This window comes from Streptomyces sp. WI03-4A, from assembly GCF_033792105.1.
GTDB lineage: Bacteria > Actinomycetota > Actinomycetes > Streptomycetales > Streptomycetaceae > Streptomyces > Streptomyces collinus_A.
Genome location: NZ_JARAUO010000034.1, coordinates 35,608 through 54,263, shown reverse-complemented (window position 1 = coordinate 54,263; position 18,656 = coordinate 35,608). Strand labels below are relative to the sequence as shown.

Here is an 18,656-nt window from a genome sequence, read left to right as displayed (position 1 = left end):
CCTCCAGCTGACTTGAGTGGAACAGGCTCAAGTGTGCACGACGAGGTCCGCCCGGTCAACAGACATGAGTCGGACGGGCTCAAGTCTTATCCGTTCCTTACACGCAAGTGGCCGCTGACCTGCGTGGACGTGTCCCGTCGCGGCGCCTGGGCGGGCACCCGAAGGAGTACCAGCACGACGAACAGCGCCCCACCAGCCACCCAGAGCACAGCCCCGTCGCCGGTCCACCCGGTGTGCACGAGCACCCCCACGAGGACCGCGGAGAAGGACCCGGCGCCCAGCAGTACGACGGCCCCGGGCGGGGTGAGCCCGAACCGCCGCAACCGGTGCCCGACGTGGTCCGGCCCCCTCCTCAGCAGCGGCCTGCGGCCCAGGGCGCGCGCGAGGACCACCAGCAGGAAGTCGGCGGCGGCCACCGCGCCGAGGCAGAACAGCACGCCCGCGCTCGCCCCGAGTCCGTACCCCGCGCGCGTGAAGACGGCCGCGGCGGACAACAGGAACCCCGTGAACAGCGATCCGCAGGCACCGAGGCCGACCCGCGCCGGGAACCAGTTGTGCATCAGGAAGCCGGTGAGGGCCGCGGCGAACACGCTGAGCAGAACGGCGAGCCCGTCCATCACCTCGGCGGCGGCGCAGGCCCCCGCGCCGAAGGCGGTGACCACCCCGACCGTGCCCGCGAGACCGTCCGCGTGGTCGAGCCCCCGGAAGGCCAGGGAGGCGAAGACGATCCAGCCCACGGCGAGAATCCCACCCCAGAAGCCGGTCTCGTCGTACGGCACCACGAAGGCCGCCGCCACCGTCGTACCGGCCACCAGTACCCGGGCGCGCAGCCGCCACACATCGGCCACCAGGCCCAGCGCGGCGACCCCCGCCGCGGCCACGAGCAGCCGACCGACCCCGTCACCCAGCGGGGCGACGCGGGTCCACTCACCCGCCCAGGCGACCAGGCAGGTGACGGCCACGACGGCCGCTCCGCCGAGCACCGGCAGGGGTCGCTGCCGGCGCCGGTCGACGATGCCCGCGCGCAGCGCGGGCACCCGGAGCAGCGCCGCCAGCACGGCGGTCAGGAGGAGGGCGGCGGAGGCCGCGGTGATCCCGTATAGCACGGCTCTAAGTTAGGCGCGAATGTAGCAATTCGGTATGAATAACACGATCTGATTGCCGGTCCGGCTCAGGCTCACCTCAGCGACCCAGATCACCTCGCGCCTGGCTACAGTGCGAGTGAGGATGCGGGTAGTCTCGAACGAACTGCATAAGTTACCGCTTAGTAATTTCCCTCGCAGGCCCGAGGAGCCCCGAAATGCAACTCGCCGCGATCATCGTGTCGCTGGTTCTGATCGTGGTCGGCGTGGCCCTGTTCGCCCGCGCCCTCCTGCAGATCTTCAACTTCATGCGGCTCGGTCAGAGCGTGCCCGCGGGCACCCGGACCGACGAGCCCGTGCAGCGCACCCTCACCGTGGTCAAGGAGTTCCTCGGCCACACCCGGATGAACCGCTGGGGCATCGTCGGTGTCGCGCACTGGTTCGTGGCGGTGGGCTTCTTCACCCTGCTGCTGACGATCGTCAACGCGATCGGACAGTTGTTCAAGGCCGACTGGATCCTGCCGATCATCGGCGAGTGGGCGCCGTACAACGTCTACGTCGAGTTCATCGGCACCATGACGATCGTCGGCATCCTCGTCCTGATCGCGATCCGCCAGCTGAGCCACCCGCGCAACCCGGGCCGCAAGTCCCGCTTCGCCGGCTCCAACTTCGGCCAGGCCTACTTCGTCGAGGCCGTCATCCTCATCGTCGGCGTCTGCATCTTCATGCTGCACGCGCTCGAGGGCGCCCAGCACCACGTGGACTCCTACGAGGCCTCCTTCTTCATCTCCTACCCGGTGGTGGCGTGGCTGAAGGGCATGGACGTCTCCACGCTCCAGAACCTCACCTACTTCTTCGCCGGCCTGAAGATCGCGACGTCCTTCATCTGGATGATCACGGTCGCCCTGAAGACCGACATGGGCGTCGCCTGGCACCGCTTCCTGGCCTTCCCGAACATCTTCTTCAAGCGCAACGCCACCGGTGAGACCTCCCTCGGCGCCCTGCTCCCGATGACCTCCGGCGGCAAGCCGATCAACTTCGAGGACCCGGGCGACGACGACGTCTTCGGCGTCTCCCAGGTCGAGCAGTTCTCCTGGAAGGGCCTGCTGGACTTCTCCACCTGCACCGAGTGCGGCCGCTGCCAGTCGCAGTGCCCCGCCTGGAACACCGGCAAGCCGCTCTCCCCGAAGCTGCTCATCATGTCGCTGCGCGACCACGCGCACGCCAAGGCGCCGTACCTGCTGGCCGGCGGCGGCAAGACCATGGAGGGCGAGGAGAAGGCCTCCGAGGAGCAGCTCAAGGACGTCCCCGCCGCCGCCCTGGCCGAGGCCGAGCGCCCGCTGGTCGGCACCGCCGAGGAGAACGGCGTCATCGACCCGGACGTCCTGTGGTCCTGCACCACCTGCGGCGCCTGCGTCGAGCAGTGCCCCGTCGACATCGAGCACGTCGACCACATCGTCGACATGCGCCGCTACCAGGTGATGATCGAGTCCGCGTTCCCGTCCGAGGCGGGCACGATGCTCAAGAACCTGGAGAAGAAGGGCAACCCCTGGGGCCTGGCGAAGAAGCAGCGCCTGGAGTGGCTCAAGGAGGTCGACTTCGAGGTCCCGGTCGTCGGCAAGGACATCGAGGACCTCACCGAGGTCGAGTACCTCTACTGGGTCGGCTGCGCCGGCGCCCTGGAGGACCGCGCCAAGAAGACCACCAAGGCCTTCGCCGAGCTGCTGCACATCGCGGGCGTGAAGTTCGCGATCATGGGCGGCGACGAGAAGTGCACCGGTGACTCCGCCCGCCGCCTGGGCAACGAGCCCCTGTTCCAGGAGCTCGGCATGGAGAACGTCATGGCCCTGAACACGGCGTTCGGCGAGGAGCTGGACGACGACGGCAAGGTCACGCCGGAGTCGCGGAAGCCGAAGGCGGCCAAGAAGATCGTCGCCACCTGCCCGCACTGCCTCAACACCCTCGGCAACGAGTACCCGCAGCTCGGCGGCGACTACGAGGTCATCCACCACACCCAGCTGCTCCAGCACCTCGTCGACGAGGGCAAGCTGATCCCGGTGACCCCGGTCGAGGGCATCATCACCTACCACGACCCGTGCTACCTGGGCCGCCACAACAAGATCTACACGCCCCCGCGCGAGATCATCGGCAAGGTCCCGGGCCTGCGCAACGAGGAGATGCACCGCCACAAGGAGCGCGGCTTCTGCTGCGGCGCCGGCGGCGCCCGGATGTGGATGGAGGAGCGGATCGGCAAGCGCATCAACAACGAGCGCGTCGACGAGGCCCTCTCCCTCAACCCGGACATCGTCTCCACCGCCTGCCCGTTCTGCCTCGTCATGCTGACCGACTCGGTCAACGGCAAGAAGAACGACGGCAAGGCGAAGGAGTCCATCCAGGTCGTGGACGTCGCCCAGCTCCTGCTGGACTCCGTCCGCACCCCGGCGACGGACGACGAGCCCCCCGCGGGCACGGCCGAGTCCGAGAACGAGCCGGAGCCGGAGCCGGTGAAGTAACGGCCCCCCGCAAGCCGACGGCGCCCCCTGACCCGCACAGGCAGGGGGCGCCGTCGTCGTCTCTCCCGGGTTCCGCTAGGCGCCCTTCGGGGCGGCCTGCTGCACCACGTCGAAGGACCACAGCGTGGAACCGGACGCGGCCGGACGCGGCCGCTCCCCGCCCTCGCCGCCGCCCTGGTGCGCCGACTTCATCGGCCCCTCCATCCAGGCCTGGAACGACTCCTCGTCACGCCAGCGCGTGTACACGAGGTACTGGTCGGTGCCCTCGACGGGGCGCAGCAGCTCGAACCACTCGAAGCCGTCGGAGTTCTCCACCGCGTGCGCCCGCGAGGCGAACCGCTGCTCCAGCACCTCCCGCTGCTCGGCGGGGACACTCAGCACGTTGATCTTCACTACGCTCATGCCACCATCCTGACTTACGTCACATCCGTCCGGGCTTCAACATCCGTCCCGGACACGTGCATCATGGGCGGGTTGCCGAGCGGCGGTCGAGCGGTACGGGCGGAGGGGACGGTGCGCGTGCGCAGGGGCGGTATCCGTACGGCGGCGCTCTGCGGCGCCCTGTTCCTCGCCGCCTGCGGCCCGACCGGCCCGAGCGCCGGCCCCACCCACGCCGCCGGCGCCCCCGCCCGGCTGCCCGTCCCGCGCGGCGAGGGCAGCGAGGTCCCGGACGACTTCAACGGCGACGGCCACCGCGACCTCGTCCTGACCGGCCTGGTCAAGGAGCAGAGCCACGCCGACGACGCCGGCATCGGCATCGTCTACGGCGGCCCCCGCGGACTCACCCCCGGCGCCCGGCAGTTGCTCAGCCCCGCCGAGCGGGCCGCCCCCACCAAGGGCCGGCTCCCGGCCGTCTTCGACGCGGAGGAGAGCTGCGACCTCGACGGCGACGGCTTCACCGACCTCGTCGTCTCCACGGACCCGCCCTACGACGGCCAGGGCCGGCCCCCGGTCCCGCTGCAGCTCCTCTTCGGCTCCCCCGCCGGACTGACCGGCCGCGCCGTCAGGCTGGCCGTCCCCGACCGCGCGCGCTTCGGCGACGACTGGCCCGATCAGCCGGTGTGCGGCGACTTCGACGGCGACGGCAAGACGGACCTGGTGCTGCACGCGTCCGCGGGCCGGCTCTCCTACCTGCGCGGCCCGTTCGGCCGCGACGGCGCCCCGCACGCCGCCGGCGCGCCCCTGCCCTCGCCCGGCGAGGTGCCCGTCGGGCCGTCGGCCGACGTCAACAGGGACGGGTACGACGATCTCGTGGTCCGCGCCGGTGAGGGCACCGGCAAGGCGGCCGTCGTCCTCGGCGGCCCGAACGGCCCCGCGCGCACCGGCACCCTGCTCCCCGCCGGCGTCGACGTGGCCCTCGGCCGCTTCGGGCGCGGCTCGGCGCTGGACGCGGCCGTGGGCACCGCGGCGGAAACGTCCCTGCGCTACGACCTGCCCGCCCCGGCCGCCCCGGCCGCCCTCGCCGCCCACGGCCCGCTGCTCGACGCCGCGGACTTCGACGGCGACGGCCACGACGAACTGGTCGCCGGCGGCTCCCGGCTGCGCGTCCTGCGGGCCGGCCCGCGCGGCCTGTCGGCGACGGACGCGCAGACCCTCGTACCGCCCATGTCCGGCACCACCCGGGTGGTGTCCACCGGCGACTTCGACGGGGACGGGCGCGCGGACCTGGTGGTGCGGACCACCCGGGGCGAGACCAGGGACACGGTCGCCGTCCACCCCGGCACGAAGGACGGCGGCCCGGTCACGGCCGAGCCCGCGGTCACCTTCTCCACCTCGGAGTTCCTGGCGCGCTAGCGGCATCCCCGGCCGGGCAAGCGCTCTCGAACGATCTCGAACGTTTACCGAACTCACGTACAACCCTTACGCCCCAGCAGTGGTCTCCTGATCGCCGAACGCCCGGTGAACCGTGGGACAACCCACGCCGAACAGGGAGGGTTCGCACCCCATCGACTGTGGATGCCCGCCAGGCATCCCCGCATGCCCAGGAGAAAACCCGCATGCACAAGCCCCTGCGACTCGCCCTCGCGACGGCCACCGCCGTCGCGCTGACGGGCGGTCTGCTCACCTTCTCCACCGTCGCCGCCACCGCCGCGGACTCCACCACCGTCCCGCAGGCCGACTTCAACGGCGACGGCATCGGCGACGTCGCCTTCTCCGCCGACAGCGCCTACGTCAGCGGCAAGAAGGCGGCCGGCCAGCTCGTCGTCCTCTACGGCTCCGCCTCCGGCGTCTCGTCCGCCAAGCGCTCCACGATCAGCCAGAACACCTCCGGCACCCCCGGCACCGCCGAGTCCGGCGACCACTTCGGCGGGGAGACCGCCTACGCCGACTTCAACGGCGACGGCTTCGACGACATCGCGGTCTCCGCCAGCGGCGAGGACGTCGGCTCCGACGCCGACGGCGGCACCCTCGCCATCCTGTGGGGCTCCGCCTCCGGCATCACCGGCAAGGGCGTCACGGTCGCCGACCCCGCACCCTCCGGCCACGACTTCTGGGGCAAGAACCTCGCGGCCGGCGACTTCGACGGCGACGGCAAGGCCGACCTCGCCGTCGGCAGCTCCGCCGCCACCATCTACGTCCTCAAGGGCGGCATCAACGCCTCCGGCGTGCCCGGCGGCAAGTACACGATCAAGCCCCCCATGATGGGCACCGACGCGCTCGGTCCGCTCAACCTGACCGCCGGCGACATCAACAACAGCGGCCAGACCGACCTCGTCGTCGACGGCTTCGAGACCGACACCGACTACGGCTGGAACCGCAACTGGTACATCCCCGGCGGGGCGAACGGCCTGCACATGTCCGAGGCCGCGACCCTCAAGCCCGGCGTGATCACCGCGATCGGCGACATCAACAACGACCACTACGGCGACATCGTCAGCGGCGCCTACTGGAACACCACCACCGAGGACGGCACCCCCGTACCCGACTCCGCCAAGGGCGGCAAGGTCTGGGTGACCTACGGCTCCGACGGAGGACCGTCCAACGTCACCGGCATCACCCAGGACACCGGCAACGTACCCGGCACCTCCGAGAACAACGACTTCTTCGGCTACGAACTCGACCTCGGCGACGTCAACGGCGACGGCTTCCTCGACCTCGCCATCGGCGCGGCCGGCGAGAACATCGGCACCGCGACGAACACCGGCGCCGTCACCGTCCTCTACGGCTCCGCGAACGGCCTGAACACCGCCTCCGGCGGCCAGTTCTTCGCCCAGTCCACCGCCGGCGTGCCCGGCAGCGACGAGAAGGACGACTACTTCGGCCAGGACGTCAAGCTCGACGACGTCACCGGCGACGGCAGGGCCGACCTGCTGGTCGGCTCCCGGGAGAACGCCGCCAACGGCGCGGTGACCTACCTGCCCTCCAGCGGCACGAAGATCGTCACGACCGGCTCGCGCACGATCTCCCCCAGCGCCTCGGGCGTCTCGACGACCGGCACGCCGTACTTCGGCGCCAACTTCGCCGACTGACACCCCTTCCCCGGCGGGCCGGGCCCACCCCCAGGGCCCGGCCCGCCCCGCCTTTCTCCACCCTCTCCTCGGGCTCTCCCCTAGAAGCCCCCTTGCGCACCCGCACCCTCCTGCTGGTGGCGACCCTCACCACCGGTGGGGCCTGCGCGGCTCGGGCTCCGGGGTGCGCACGACCGGCGCGCTGAGCCTCGGCCCGTCGGCCGTCGGCGTGTCCACCTCCGGTCTCTCGCAGCTCGGCGCCCGGACGGGCCAGTGATGCGCCCGGTGGCCGGCCCGGTGGCCTGTCCGTCCGCCGGGCCGGTCACCGGAAACTCCGGGGATCCCCGGACCTCTCCCGGGACGCACCCCTGACGGTCCCTTAGGGGATGTCACAGGTCGGCCGCAAAGCCGGGCCCGGACCCCCGGGCCCGGCACACCACTCTCCAGGACCAGGTACGTTCGATGACGTGGCTGGATTCAGGATCGGACGCGGGGGCCGGGACAACCGCACCCCCCAGGGACAACAGGCTCCGCAGGGACCGTACGGACGCGGCGGGCACGGGCACGGACAGCCCGGCCGGCCGCCGCACGGACCCGGACAGGGGCAGCCCGGCGGCCCGGCGTACGGCTACCCGTCGGCGCCGCAGCCGCCGTACCCGCAGCAGTCGTACCCGCAGCGCGGCCCGTCGTACGGCTACCCGGGCCCGGCCGGCGACGGCCCGGAGTACTTCGGCGACGGCGGCTACCCGGGCCAGGCCCAGGGCGACGGGCACGACCCGTACGCGGCCAACAACCCGGGCCACACGCAGGCCTTCTCCGTCGACGAGGCGTCCGGCTACACCCAGGGCGCGACCTACCACGCCGGCACCGCCGCCCCGTCCGGGCCGATCGGGCCGCCCCTGCACTGGAAGGAACTGCTGCGGGGCGTGATCCTCTCGCCCGACCGGACCTTCCTGCGCATGCGGGACTACACGATGTGGGCCCCGGCCCTGATCGTCACCTTCCTCTACGGCCTGCTCGCCGTCTTCGGCTTCGACGGCGCCCGCTCGGACGCGATCAACGCGACGCTCTCCAACGCGATCCCGATCGTCCTGGTCACGGCCGTGGCGATGGTCCTGAGCGCCTTCATCCTGGGCGTGGTCACCCACACCCTGGCCCGCCAGCTCGGCGGCGACGGCGCCTGGCAGCCCACGGTGGGCCTGTCCATGCTGATCACGTCGCTGACGGACGCGCCCCGCCTGGTCGTCGCCATGTTCTTCGGCGGCGACGCGGGCTTCGTCCAGGTGCTCGGCTGGGCCACCTGGATCGGCGCGGGCGCCCTGCTGACCCTGATGGTCTCCCGCTCCCACGACCTGCCCTGGCCCAAGGCCCTGGGCGCGGCGGCGATCCAGCTGATCGCCCTCCTGTCGATCGTGAAGCTGGGCACCTTCTAGCCCCCGCCCCCCGGCAAAGACGCAGACACAGGAAAGGGCCCCCGGCACCACACCGGGGGCCCTTCCCACGTCCCACGCCCCCTCAGGCGTCGAGCACCTGCCCGTCACGCTGCACGACAGGAGGCAGGACACTCCACGGGAAGTTGATCCACTCGTCGGTGCGCTTCCAGACGTACTCGCACTTCACGAGGGAGTGGGACTTCTCGTAGATCACTGCGGAGCGGACCTCGGCGACGGTGTCGAGGCAGAAGTCGCGCACGAGCTTGAGGGTCTTGCCGGTGTCCGCGACGTCGTCGGTGATCAGCACCTTCTTGTCGGAGAAGTCGATCACGTTCGGGACCGGGGCGAGCATGACCGGCATCTCCAGCGTCGTGCCCACGCCGGTGTAGAACTCCACGTTCACGAGGTGGATGTTCTTGCAGTCCAGGGCGTAGGCGAGGCCGCCGGCGACGAAGACGCCGCCGCGGGCGATGCTCAGCACGATGTCGGGCTCGTAGCCGTCGTCGGCGATGGTCTGCGCCAGTTCGCGGACGGCGGCGCCGAACCGCTCGTAGGTCAGGTTCTCCCGTATGTCGCTCATGCCGTCGCCCTCACACCTGGGTCCGATGGAAGTTCAGGAAGGACCGCGAGGCGGTCGGTCCGCGCTGCCCCTGGTACCGGGAGCCGTAGCGCTCACTGCCGTAGGGGTGCTCGGCGGGCGAGGTCAGCCGGAACATGCACAGCTGGCCGATCTTCATGCCGGGCCACAGCTTGATCGGCAGGGTGGCGAGGTTGGACAGCTCCAGGGTCACGTGACCGCTGAACCCCGGGTCGATGAACCCGGCGGTGGAGTGGGTGACGAGCCCGAGCCGTCCCAGCGAGCTCTTGCCCTCGAGCCGGGAGGCGAGGTCGTCGGGGAGCGTGATGACCTCGTACGTGGAGGCGAGCACGAACTCCCCGGGGTGGAGGATGAACGGCTCGTCGCCCTCGGGCTCGACCAGGCGGGTCAGATCGGCCTGCTCGACCGAGGGGTCGATGTGGGGGTAGCGGTGGTTCTCGAACACCCGGAAGAAACGGTCGAGACGCACGTCGATGCTCGACGGCTGCACCATGGATTCGTCGTAGGGGTCGATACGCACCCGCCCGGCGTCGATCTCGGCCCGGATGTCCTTGTCTGAGAGAAGCACGCCCCGAGGATACGCAAGGCGCGCCGAGCCATGACAATCGTGACGGCTCCGCGCGCCTGCGGCCTGCCTGCTGTTCCCGCCGCTGGGGCCGTTACTGCTTCTGCAGAGTGACCGGCACCACGCTGCGGAGCCGGGCGCACCGCGGGCACCGCAGCAGCCGGCCGGGGCCGAGCCGCTCGGCCTTCTGCATCGGGAACGAAGTGGTGCTGAAGACGTGGCCGTCCACACAGCGAACGACGGTGCGTTCCATCAAGTCCCTCAAGTCCCTTCCCCAAGAGCCGCGTCCGGCTGACTGCCCTGACGACAAAAGCCACATTACGGGATCAAAGAGACGACTCTCCAGGCGGCGCTCCGGCCCCACCCGGCCCCTCTCCCACCCTTCCACGGTACGCCCCAACTCGGTTCCCCCGCACCGGGATCCCACGCCTGCGGAACCCTGTGAGGATGCTCTCGACGCGCCCGGGCCGCGCGGTCCGAGCACCGGGGGTCCGCGATGAGGTACAGTGAGCGAGCGTTCGGGCATCGACCCTTCGGGGCCGCTTTTTCCGAATTGCGCGGGTGTAGTTTAATGGTAGAACATCAGCTTCCCAAGCTGAGAGCGCGAGTTCGATTCTCGTCACCCGCTCCAGATGCAAACCCCAGGTCGGTGGCCTGGGGTTTTTTGTTGTCCACTTACTTTCTCCTGACGACGCCCTGATTCGCGTTTTCGGCCGGATCCCCTCGGTGGGCAAAATCAGTACGGGGGCGGGCTACTGACCCGAGCCCCGCGCCTGTGTGCCGCAGCAAAATGACCCAAGCGCGCAGCACACAGGCACATGGTCGGGGGAGCCCAGAATGGCTCGGGGAATGTTCATGGCAGCGAACAGTTCTTCGGCGCTGCGCACATGCTCCCGGGCGACTTCTTCATTTCCCAGCGACTGCTCGGGGTCGGCGACCTGCGGCTCGGCGGCGACCCGGCCTCGCCCCACCTCTGACCCGGCGCCCGGCGACCGTCACCAGCGGACGGCGTCGTCCAGCGACTGCTGCCAGTAGGTGACCGCGAGCGAGTCGTCGACGCGCACGCCCTGCGACGGCAGGGGCGGGTGTGCGCCGGTGCCGACGCTCTCGCCGCCGGAGCGTCCGTGGAAGTAGACGGCCAGGGAGTGCACGGTGTGCTCGTCGGTGCTGCTGCCGTCGGCGGCGGACAGGTTGACGGAGGCGTAGCCGGACTCGCCGGGCCCGAGGGTGACGACCGCCTGCGGCCGCGAGTCCTCGATGGCCGGGGGCACCGCCTGCGCCTCGCCGAAGCGCACGGCCGGGTAGCCGTAGAGGTGGCAGCTCTTGCCGCCGGTGTTCGTCACCGTGAGCAGCAGGTGGTTGACCGGGCGGCTCAGCGGGGCCGCGACCGTCCTGGTGGTGGACCCCTCGCAGGTGACCGGGGTGCCGGACGGTGCCGGCCGCTTGGACGCGGTCCCGCCCGTGGCCGACGAGGCGGACGGTGCCGACGGTGCGGACGGGGTCTCAGAGGCGGGGGAGGCGGGGCTCGACCCGCCGGACGAGGGAGAGGCCGTCGCGGTCGGCCCGGTGGGCTTCCTGGTGCCCTCGCTCTCGACGCCCGTGCCGTCGTCGCACGCGGTCAGGGCGAGTGCGGCGAGGGCGACGGTCGCGGCGGCGCCGGCGAGACGGGTGCGGGAGGTGCGGAGGCCGGACATGTGCGGGTGCCCCTTCGGTGCGGGTGGGGTGGCGATCGCCACGACCGAAGCCTGGGCGGCTTCTCGTCCCAACCGCCATGGTTGCCGGGCAGTTCGGGACGCCGGGACGCTCAATGGCGCTGTGAGCAGGGGGAAGGCGACGGCCCTGGGACGCGGATGTGGGACGCCCGGGGAGGGGCGGGTGATGCCGACCGTCCACCGGGTGCCCGGAGTCGGCGGTACGACGGGGTGCGCGGGGCGACGGGTCACCCCTGCCGCACAACCCTCGGGGCCCTGGAGGTGTCCCACAGGTGAACTCGCCGCCTCGGACACCTCGACCACCTTGGAGCCCCCGTGCGCATACGGATACGGACGTTCGCCACCGCAGCCACCGTCGTCGCCGCGGCCACCGCCGGGCTGACCCTCCCGGCCTCGGCCGCCACCGCGCGGACCGCCGGTGACTTCAACGGCGACGGGTACGCGGACCTTGCCGTGGGGGTGCCCGACGGCGCGGTCGGCGGCAAGGCGAAGGCCGGCTACGTCAACGTCGTCTGGGGCGGCCCGAAGGGGATCGGCGCCCACGGCAGCATCCGGATCAGCCAGTCCACCCCCGAGGTGCCCGGCACCCCCGAGACGGGCGACCGCTTCGGCGCCTCCGTGGCGCTGGTGGACCTGGGCGGCGACGGCATCGCGGAACTGCTGGTCGGCGCGCCCGGCGAGGACATCACCGGGCGCGGCAAGGACGTGGGCATGGTCGAGGCGGTCGCCGGCGCCAGGCGCGGCACCCGCCCGGGCTCCGTGGTCCTCGACGGACCCTCGCCGTCGGCGGCGTACGGGCTGTCGGTCGCGGCGGCCGACCTGACCGGTGACGGCGGCAAGGAGATCGTGATCGGCGGGAAGGACAAGGTCGTCGCCCGGGTCGCCCAGGGCGAGGACAGCATGATCGCCACGGTCGTCACCGCGCCGATGGGCGGCCGGGCCCCCGTCCTCGCCACCGGCGACTTCACCGGGGACGGTACGGCGGACCTCGCGGTCGGGTACTGGTCGAAGACCCCGTTCACCCAGTCGCACGTGCGGCTGTGGTCCTGGGACGCGGCGGAGCAGGCCATGGCCAACGTCTGGAACACCGACAACGCCGGGGTCTCCGCGCTCGCCGCGGGCGACTTCGACGGCGACGGGCACGACGACCTGGCGCTCGGTGAATGCCGGGAGATCGCCGACGAGAACATCGACGACCCGTGCGGCCCCGAGGAGCTGGCCAAGGGCGGTGGCATCCACATCCACTACGGCAGCGCGCAGTCCGGCTCGTTCGGGTACCGGCAGCAGACCCTGAACCAGGACACCGCGGGTGTGGCGGGCGTCGCGGAGGACGGTGACCGGTTCGGCGCCGCCCTCGCCGTCGCCGACGTCGACCACGACGGCCGCGACGACCTGGTCGCCGGCGCGCCCGGCGAGGCGATCGGCAGGCGTGCGGGCGCGGGCGCGGCGACCGTTCTGTTCGGCGGCCCGACGGGCCTCCTCGACGCGAAGGGCGCGGCGCGTTCCACCGGCCTCCAGCAGAACACCCCGCGGGTCCCGGGGATCGCGGAGACCGGGGACGCGTTCGGCACGGCGCTCGCCACCGGCGACTACGACCACGACGGCAGGCTCGATCTGGCGGTCGGGTCCCCGGGCGAGAACGCCGGCTCGGGCGGGGTGTGGATGCTGCCCCGGGCGGGTGCCGCCGGTTCCACCGCCTTCACCCCGGCCGGGCTGGGGCTGCCGTCCCCGAAGAGCGCGCTCGGCTACGGCAGGTACCTCGGCGGCCGGTGACGGCCGGCCGGCGGCCGGGTCCTGGTTCCGGGGCCGGTCGCGGGCTTCCGTAATTGTCATGCGCGCAATCAAATGCGCCTCTACGATCCTTCTCGCCGCCCGCGCACCGGGGCACAACTGCCCCGCGGTGCGCGGGCATTCATCCGGGAGGGACCACTTGACCATGTCCTTCGGCGCGCGCTCGCGTGCCGTCCTCGCTTCCCTGGGCACCCTCGGCCTGGCGCTCGCCGCGGCGTCGCCCGCGAGCGCGGCCGGCGGGACGCCCACCACACCGACCCAGCTGTTCAACGGCTACCGGCACTGCTCGGCCGACGCGGACCGGCCCACGTACCTGTGGGGCCGCCAGGGCCTGGTCGCCGAGGGCATCCCCGGGACCACCGACGCGTCCGACACCACGCCGCTCACCGCGCGGTTCCAGCTCTGGCCGGTCACCGACCCCACGCAGATCACCACGGTCACCCGCGAGCACGCCGCCCCCGGGTTCGAGGCCACCGTCAATCTGCCCGCCGAGGCGCTCACCGACGGGCAGACGTACGCGTGGCGGACGCAGACGGTGGCCGGGACCGCGGCCTCGGACTGGTCGGCCCCCTGCTACGTCACCGTCGACAACTCCGGCCCGGCGAAGGCGCCCACCGTCTCCTCGCCCAACTACCCGCCGGACGTGTGGAACCAGGGCGGCGCGCCGGTCAGGTTCACGCTGGACGCGGGCGGCGCCGAGGACGTCACCGGGTACGAGTTCACCTGGCACCGGGACCTGCCGGTCATCGGCACGAACATCGGCGACCACGGCGTTCCGCAGCCCGTCGACCCCTACGACGACGCACGGTACTTCGTCCGCGCCGACCACCTCGGCGGTCCGGCCACGCTGGACCTGGTCCCGCCGAGCGGCGCCGGTCCGATGACCCTGACGGTGCGCAGCCTCGACCGGGCCTACAACGGCTCGCCGGCCACCGACTACACCTTCCGCGTCAGTTCCACGGCGCCCACCGTGACCCCGGCCGTGCCGTCGCCCGAGTTCGGCCGGCCGACCGAGTTCACGCTCGAGCCCGACCCGGCCCTGCAGTCGGTGAGCCCGGTCGTCGCCTACTCCGTGCAGACCGCCGGCGGCCAGGAGGACAAGACCGTCGACGTCACGGCCGCGGCCGACGGCACGGCGAAGGTGCGGCTGACCCTGGACGGCACCTACGGCGAGTCCCTCCGGGTGACCAGCAGGAGCGCGGACGGCTGGGTCAGCGACGCGGCCTCGTGGAGCATCAGCTACGACACCACGCCCACCGTGACCTCGGACGTCTACCCCGAGAACGGCACGGGCGGCGGCACGGGCGTCCCGGGCACCTTCACGTTCGCGCCGAAGGTGAAGGGCGTGGCGAGCTACACGTACTCCTTCAACGGGGACCCCGAGGTCACGGTCCCCGCGGGCGCCCACCACTCCGCCCGGGTGAGCTGGACGCCGCCCGCGGACGGCTTCTCCTACCTCACGGTCCGCGCGACGACCCGCTCGGGCGCCGAACTGGCCTCCTACGACTACTACTTCACCGTGAACTGAGGCCGGGGCCGCTTTTCATTCTTCATACGGCTGCATATACGTCCGACCGATACCTGAACAAGGTGCTTGTCCGGCTAATCCCTTCACTCGTTCGCCGCGCATCCGTCGCTGAAATGCGCCGTTAGTGGGAATATGACGAGGGCAACCGAGGGTCAAGTGATCGATTCCGTCCGGGACCAGTCCCCTCCCTCCAGAAGGAGATCGACCCGACTGGGTTCCTTCACCTACATCCCCGCGCCGGCCGCCGGAGGCGCGTACAACGGGATCCTGATGCGGGGTGGCCTGCCGGTCACGCTCGAGGTGACCGAGGAGATCCTGCAGGAATTCATGGACGTCATGAGCGGCCTGGAAAGTGATCTTTCCAGACGATGGGTCGAGGTGGAGATCTGAACCCCGCCCTTCGTGAAGGAATGAGCAATTCGCGTCATGCATGACGAGCGAACAGGGCAATACCAGGGTTTCCCCACCGATTATCCGGACGGCGGCTACGAGGGCGACGGCACCCTGTACCAGGCGCAGGACGGGGTGCTCTACCCGCCGCTGACCCCGCCGGACTCGGGCTGGGACCCCGCGGAGGAACTGGCGTTCATGCTGCGGGACGCCATCGAGGAGCAGCCGAGGATCCCGGCCGCCCGCACCGGCGAGTCCGCGGACCCGGTGTCCCACCGCGACGTCCTCGTGGAGATCACAGCGGAGCTGCCACCCGTGAGAACCGCGGCCCGGGCGGCCCGGGGTCATCGCAAGGTCCGGGAGCGGCGCCGCCTGGACAAGATCCGGACGGCCAGCTACTGCATCGCCGCGATGGCGTGCGTCGTCGCGTCGGCGGTGAGCGTCTTCGGCGGGCTGGTCGCCTACGACCCGCTGCTGTTCGTCGCGACGGGGCGCACCGGGAGCGGCGCGGTCTCCTGGTGGCCGCTGCTGGTGTTCGGTCCCTGGCTGGTCGGGTCGCTGTCCATCCTGCGCGCCGCCCTGCACCAGCGCCGGGCCGTGCACTCCTGGTGCGTGGTGCTGCTCTTCTCGTCGATCGCGATGGCCCTGTGCGTCGCCGAGTCGCCGGACAACATCCTGGACCGGGCGGCCGCCGCGCTGCCGAGCTTCGCGACGCTGGTCTGTTTCCAGCAGCTGGTCCGGCAGATCACGCTGACCAGGCCGCCCCGGCGCGTGCTGCCCCGGCACCGGACCCGGCCCGCCGCGCCCGCCTCCGGCGGGGGCGCCGCCAGGCAGCGCACGTCCCGGGACCGGACCCCGCCCGCGTCCGGTGGTTCCACCGCGGGCCGGGGACAGGGGCGGCCCGCCCGGTGAGTCCTCACTCCGGGGCCGGCGGGATGTTCTGGTTGGCGTGGAAGAGGTTGTCCGGGTCGTAGGCGCGCTTGACGGCGGCCAGCCGGTCATAGTTGCCCCGGTAGGTCGCCCTGACCCGGTCCGTGCCCTCCTGCTCGCCAATGAAGTTGACGTAGGAGCCGCCCATGGAGTGCGGGCGCAGGTCGCTCCAGTAGTCGACGCACCACTCCCGGACCAGCTCGGCGTTGGCCGGGTCCGGGTCGATGCCGCCGATCACCCCCGACCACAGGGCGTCCCGGTAGGCCCAGGCCGTGTCGCCGGGACCGACCCGGTGCGCGGCCCCGTCGACCGGGTACAGGTGCATGGTCGACAGGGCGGTCGGCAGGTTCTCCGCGTACTTGTGGTGCACGTCGACGGCGGCGTCGGGGATGGCGTCGAAGAAGTCACCGCGCCAGTACCACTGGAGTCCCGCGGGGATCAGGGTGTCGAACATGGTCTGCAGGCCCGGGTAGGGCATGGGCGTGGTGAAGTGGAAGGCGGGCGGCGCCGGTTCGTACACCGCGGCCAGCACCTCCTCCAGGCGGTCGCCGTGCAGATCGCCGGTGCAGCACCAGACGACCCCGCACGCCTTCTGCCCGTGCAGCGGCTCGGGGAAGGGCGGGCCCGGCGGTACGGCCAGCACGGCGAAGAACCCGCTCAGCTCCTCCGGCGCGGCGGGCAGGAACTCCCGGTACCAGCGCAGCACTTCGGGCGTGCGGTCGACCGGCCACACCGTCACCGCGACGCCGACCGTACCGACCGGGTGCAGCCGGAAGGTGAACGAGGTGACCACGCCGAAGTTGCCGCCCCCGCCGCGCAGGGCCCAGAACAGGTCCGGGTGGTTCTCCGGCGACGCGGTGACGTAGCTGCCGTCGGCGAGGACGACGTCGGCCGAGAGCAGGCTGTCGATGGTCAGGCCGTAGCGGCGGGTGAGGTGGCCGTGGCCGCCGCCCAGGGTCAGGCCGCCGACGCCGGTGGTCGACATGATCCCGGACGGCACGGCCCGGCCGAAGGCGTGCGCCGCGTGGTCCAGGTCTCCGAGCCGGCTGCCGCCGCCCACCTGGACCGTGTCCGACTCGGGGTCCACCCGGACCCAGCGCATCGGTGTCAGGTCGAGCACGAGTCCGTCGTCGACCAGGCACAGGCCCGGTCCGCTGTGACCGCCGCCGAACACCGCGAGGTCGGCCCCGCGGTCGCGGGCGAAGGCGATCGTCGCCCGTACGTCGGCCACGTCCACGCAGCGCGCGAAGGCGGCGGGCCGCCGGTCGATCATGGCGTTGTAGATGGTGCGGGCCTCGTCGTAGCCCGGGTCGTGCGGGGTGATCACACGTCCCCGCAGTGCCTCGCGCAGACTGCCGGCAGCCGCTTCGTCGATGGTGCCCATGGCAGGGACCTCTGTGTGAGCCCGAGTCCGGTGAGCCGTGGACGGGGCGGTGCCCTCACGTCCACGGAGGCGGAGGCGCCGGCCGTCCGCGCCTCCGGACCGATGAACCGTTGCGGGCGGGCCCATGCGGCCGCGCCCGCGTCCCAGTCTTCACCCCGCCGCCCTGCCCCGCACATCGGCCGCCCCGCGGGCACCGCTGCACGGGCGCCGGGGGCTCCGGGCGCAGGACGCCGGGGGACTCGGGGGACTCGTGGAGCGGGGCGCTAGGGGTGCTCGTAGAGCTGGAGCACGCCGCCGATCGAGAAGCACAGCGCGCCGGTGAGCGTGCCCCAGTCGGCGATGCCGGTGTTGAGGGCGCTGCCGGTGGCGGGGCGGGTGTAGGCGGCGAGCGCGGAGACCATGAACAGGACGGAGCCGAGCTGGTTGACGGCGACGATCCACCAGTCGAGGCGGTGCGGCAGCAGCCGGGGGCGGCCGTGGCAGACCTCGACGAGCGCGAGGTGTCCCGAGACCAGGAAGAGCACGCAGCCGATCACGTCGGGCGTCCAGACCAGGCGGTTGACCTGGTGCACGCTCAGGCCCCGCAGGAAGGAGTCCAGCAGGTTGACGCCGAAGACGAGGGTGCCCGCGAAGAGGAGGAAGGTACTGAGCCAGTCGAGCCGCATCGGTTCGTAGCTCCACCACCGCCACGGGCGGGTGACCAGCCGGTCGCCGCCCGGGTCGTGGCGCGGCGCGTTGATCGTCTGGAGCAGCGAGACATAGCCGCCGGTGTTGAAGAAGAGGCCGCCGGCGAAGTAGACCGAGGCGCTCTCGACGGCGCCGCCCGAGCCGTACCGGGCCACGGCGGCCCCGGCGGCGAAGAGGGCGCCGCCGATCACGAAGGCGATCGAGGCGATGGTGTTGAGCCGGCGCAGCCGGGCGACGGCCACGGCGTCGGCCGGACGGTGCCGGCCGGTCTCGGCGCCGGGCGGCCGGACGGCGAGCGTTCCGCGCCGGCGCGCGAGCCGTGACTCCCAGACCGCGGTGCCGCCGCCGGGCAGCGGCCAGGTGAGCCGGGTGGTGAACGGTCCCGCGCCCTCGGCGCGCTGGTCGGGCTGCCCCACACACCGAGCCTAGACCGCGGGCACCGGCGACCCCCCGAGCGAAACACCACCGACCACCCACCCCCCCGGGCTCAGGCGTCCCGGTCCAGACACGTGTCCGCCAGGCGGCGGTCGCGGCGGATCAGGGCGTAGGTGGACGACGTGACCAGGGCGAGGGCGGCCGACAGTGGGGCCAGGT

General features: G+C 71.9%; 16 protein-coding genes and 1 tRNA gene. 9 read left to right on the top strand and 8 right to left on the bottom strand.

Annotated features, from left to right (window positions below):
• Positions 1-86: 86 nt before the first annotated feature.
• Positions 87-1,106 carry an MraY family glycosyltransferase gene (locus PV343_RS28535; protein WP_319149867.1) on the bottom strand — a complete coding sequence of 340 codons (1,020 nt, stop codon included), beginning with the start codon at positions 1,104-1,106 and terminating at the stop codon, positions 87-89.
• Between the two features lie 194 nt (positions 1,107-1,300).
• Between PV343_RS28535 and PV343_RS28530 the strand changes: the two genes are divergently transcribed.
• Complete coding sequence (locus tag PV343_RS28530; RefSeq protein ID WP_319149866.1) at positions 1,301-3,595, top strand: (Fe-S)-binding protein; 2,295 nt, start codon at positions 1,301-1,303, stop codon at positions 3,593-3,595.
• Between the two features lie 75 nt (positions 3,596-3,670).
• Here PV343_RS28530 and PV343_RS28525 read toward each other — a convergent pair whose 3' ends face one another.
• Positions 3,671-3,997, bottom strand: coding sequence for an antibiotic biosynthesis monooxygenase family protein (locus PV343_RS28525; protein WP_020941250.1), 327 nt, complete (start codon positions 3,995-3,997; stop codon positions 3,671-3,673).
• 111 nt (positions 3,998-4,108) lie between these two features.
• Between PV343_RS28525 and PV343_RS28520 the strand changes: the two genes are divergently transcribed.
• From PV343_RS28520 to PV343_RS28510, 3 genes are all read left to right on the top strand, one after another.
• Positions 4,109-5,389 carry a VCBS repeat-containing protein gene (locus PV343_RS28520; protein WP_319149865.1) on the top strand — a complete coding sequence of 427 codons (1,281 nt, stop codon included), beginning with the start codon at positions 4,109-4,111 and terminating at the stop codon, positions 5,387-5,389.
• Between the two features lie 203 nt (positions 5,390-5,592).
• Entirely contained in the window at positions 5,593-7,065 is a 1,473-nt protein-coding gene (locus PV343_RS28515) for a VCBS repeat-containing protein (RefSeq protein ID WP_319149864.1), read from the top strand.
• 365 nt (positions 7,066-7,430) lie between these two features.
• Positions 7,431-8,477, top strand: coding sequence for a YIP1 family protein (locus PV343_RS28510; protein WP_319149863.1), 1,047 nt, complete (start codon positions 7,431-7,433; stop codon positions 8,475-8,477).
• 82 nt (positions 8,478-8,559) lie between these two features.
• On the opposite strand, the gene PV343_RS28505 is transcribed toward PV343_RS28510, so the two are convergent.
• The 3 genes from PV343_RS28505 to PV343_RS28495 all read right to left on the bottom strand — a co-directional run bounded on the left by PV343_RS28505 (position 8,560) and on the right by PV343_RS28495 (position 9,893).
• Positions 8,560-9,057 (bottom strand): phosphoribosyltransferase, encoded by a 498-nt coding sequence (locus tag PV343_RS28505; RefSeq protein ID WP_319149861.1) that lies wholly within the window; start codon positions 9,055-9,057, stop codon positions 8,560-8,562.
• A 10-nt stretch (positions 9,058-9,067) separates the two neighbouring features.
• A complete protein-coding gene (gene dcd, locus PV343_RS28500; protein WP_020941247.1) occupies positions 9,068-9,643 on the bottom strand; it encodes a dCTP deaminase in 576 nt (191 codons plus the stop codon).
• A 91-nt stretch (positions 9,644-9,734) separates the two neighbouring features.
• Complete coding sequence (locus PV343_RS28495) at positions 9,735-9,893, bottom strand: hypothetical protein (RefSeq protein WP_020941246.1); 159 nt, start codon at positions 9,891-9,893, stop codon at positions 9,735-9,737.
• Positions 9,894-10,197: 304 nt separating this feature from the next.
• Between PV343_RS28495 and PV343_RS28490 the strand changes: the two genes are divergently transcribed.
• A tRNA-Gly gene (locus tag PV343_RS28490) sits at positions 10,198-10,271 on the top strand.
• A 364-nt stretch (positions 10,272-10,635) separates the two neighbouring features.
• Here the strand turns inward: PV343_RS28490 and PV343_RS28485 are convergent.
• Positions 10,636-11,334 carry a DUF4232 domain-containing protein gene (locus PV343_RS28485; protein ID WP_319149912.1) on the bottom strand — a complete coding sequence of 233 codons (699 nt, stop codon included), beginning with the start codon at positions 11,332-11,334 and terminating at the stop codon, positions 10,636-10,638.
• A 333-nt stretch (positions 11,335-11,667) separates the two neighbouring features.
• Between PV343_RS28485 and PV343_RS28480 the strand changes: the two genes are divergently transcribed.
• The 4 genes from PV343_RS28480 (at position 11,668) to PV343_RS28465 (ending at position 15,973) form a co-directional block, all read left to right on the top strand.
• Positions 11,668-13,125, top strand: a complete 1,458-nt coding sequence (locus PV343_RS28480) for an FG-GAP-like repeat-containing protein (RefSeq protein WP_319149860.1) — start codon at positions 11,668-11,670, stop codon at positions 13,123-13,125.
• A 163-nt stretch (positions 13,126-13,288) separates the two neighbouring features.
• Positions 13,289-14,671 (top strand): hypothetical protein, encoded by a 1,383-nt coding sequence (locus PV343_RS28475; RefSeq protein WP_319149911.1) that lies wholly within the window; start codon positions 13,289-13,291, stop codon positions 14,669-14,671.
• Positions 14,672-14,827: 156 nt separating this feature from the next.
• On the top strand, positions 14,828-15,061 hold the full coding sequence (locus PV343_RS28470) for a hypothetical protein (RefSeq protein ID WP_319149859.1): 234 nt from the start codon (positions 14,828-14,830) through the stop codon (positions 15,059-15,061).
• Between the two features lie 36 nt (positions 15,062-15,097).
• Complete coding sequence (locus PV343_RS28465) at positions 15,098-15,973, top strand: DUF2637 domain-containing protein (RefSeq protein WP_319149858.1); 876 nt, start codon at positions 15,098-15,100, stop codon at positions 15,971-15,973.
• 4 nt (positions 15,974-15,977) lie between these two features.
• On the opposite strand, the gene PV343_RS28460 is transcribed toward PV343_RS28465, so the two are convergent.
• Both PV343_RS28460 and PV343_RS28455 read right to left on the bottom strand, forming a co-directional pair.
• Positions 15,978-17,375 carry an FAD-binding oxidoreductase gene (locus PV343_RS28460; protein ID WP_319149857.1) on the bottom strand — a complete coding sequence of 466 codons (1,398 nt, stop codon included), beginning with the start codon at positions 17,373-17,375 and terminating at the stop codon, positions 15,978-15,980.
• Between the two features lie 263 nt (positions 17,376-17,638).
• Positions 17,639-18,478, bottom strand: a complete 840-nt coding sequence (locus PV343_RS28455; protein WP_319149856.1) for a hypothetical protein — start codon at positions 18,476-18,478, stop codon at positions 17,639-17,641.
• Positions 18,479-18,656: the final 178 nt, after the last annotated feature.

Excerpts from the sequence above, each read along its gene's own strand:
- PV343_RS28530 (WP_319149866.1), top strand. The coding sequence starts at position 1,301 with ATGCAACTCGCCGCGATCATCGTGTCGCTGGTTCTGATCGTGGTCGGC.
- PV343_RS28525 (WP_020941250.1), bottom strand. The coding sequence starts at position 3,997 with ATGAGCGTAGTGAAGATCAACGTGCTGAGTGTCCCCGCCGAGCAGCGG.
- PV343_RS28515 (WP_319149864.1), top strand. The coding sequence starts at position 5,593 with ATGCACAAGCCCCTGCGACTCGCCCTCGCGACGGCCACCGCCGTCGCG.
- PV343_RS28510 (WP_319149863.1), top strand. The coding sequence starts at position 7,431 with ATGTCACAGGTCGGCCGCAAAGCCGGGCCCGGACCCCCGGGCCCGGCA.
- PV343_RS28505 (WP_319149861.1), bottom strand. The coding sequence starts at position 9,057 with ATGAGCGACATACGGGAGAACCTGACCTACGAGCGGTTCGGCGCCGCC.
- PV343_RS28495 (WP_020941246.1), bottom strand. The coding sequence starts at position 9,893 with ATGGAACGCACCGTCGTTCGCTGTGTGGACGGCCACGTCTTCAGCACC.
- PV343_RS28485 (WP_319149912.1), bottom strand. The coding sequence starts at position 11,334 with ATGTCCGGCCTCCGCACCTCCCGCACCCGTCTCGCCGGCGCCGCCGCG.
- PV343_RS28475 (WP_319149911.1), top strand. The coding sequence starts at position 13,289 with ATGTCCTTCGGCGCGCGCTCGCGTGCCGTCCTCGCTTCCCTGGGCACC.
- PV343_RS28465 (WP_319149858.1), top strand. The coding sequence starts at position 15,098 with ATGCATGACGAGCGAACAGGGCAATACCAGGGTTTCCCCACCGATTAT.
- PV343_RS28460 (WP_319149857.1), bottom strand. The coding sequence starts at position 17,375 with ATGGGCACCATCGACGAAGCGGCTGCCGGCAGTCTGCGCGAGGCACTG.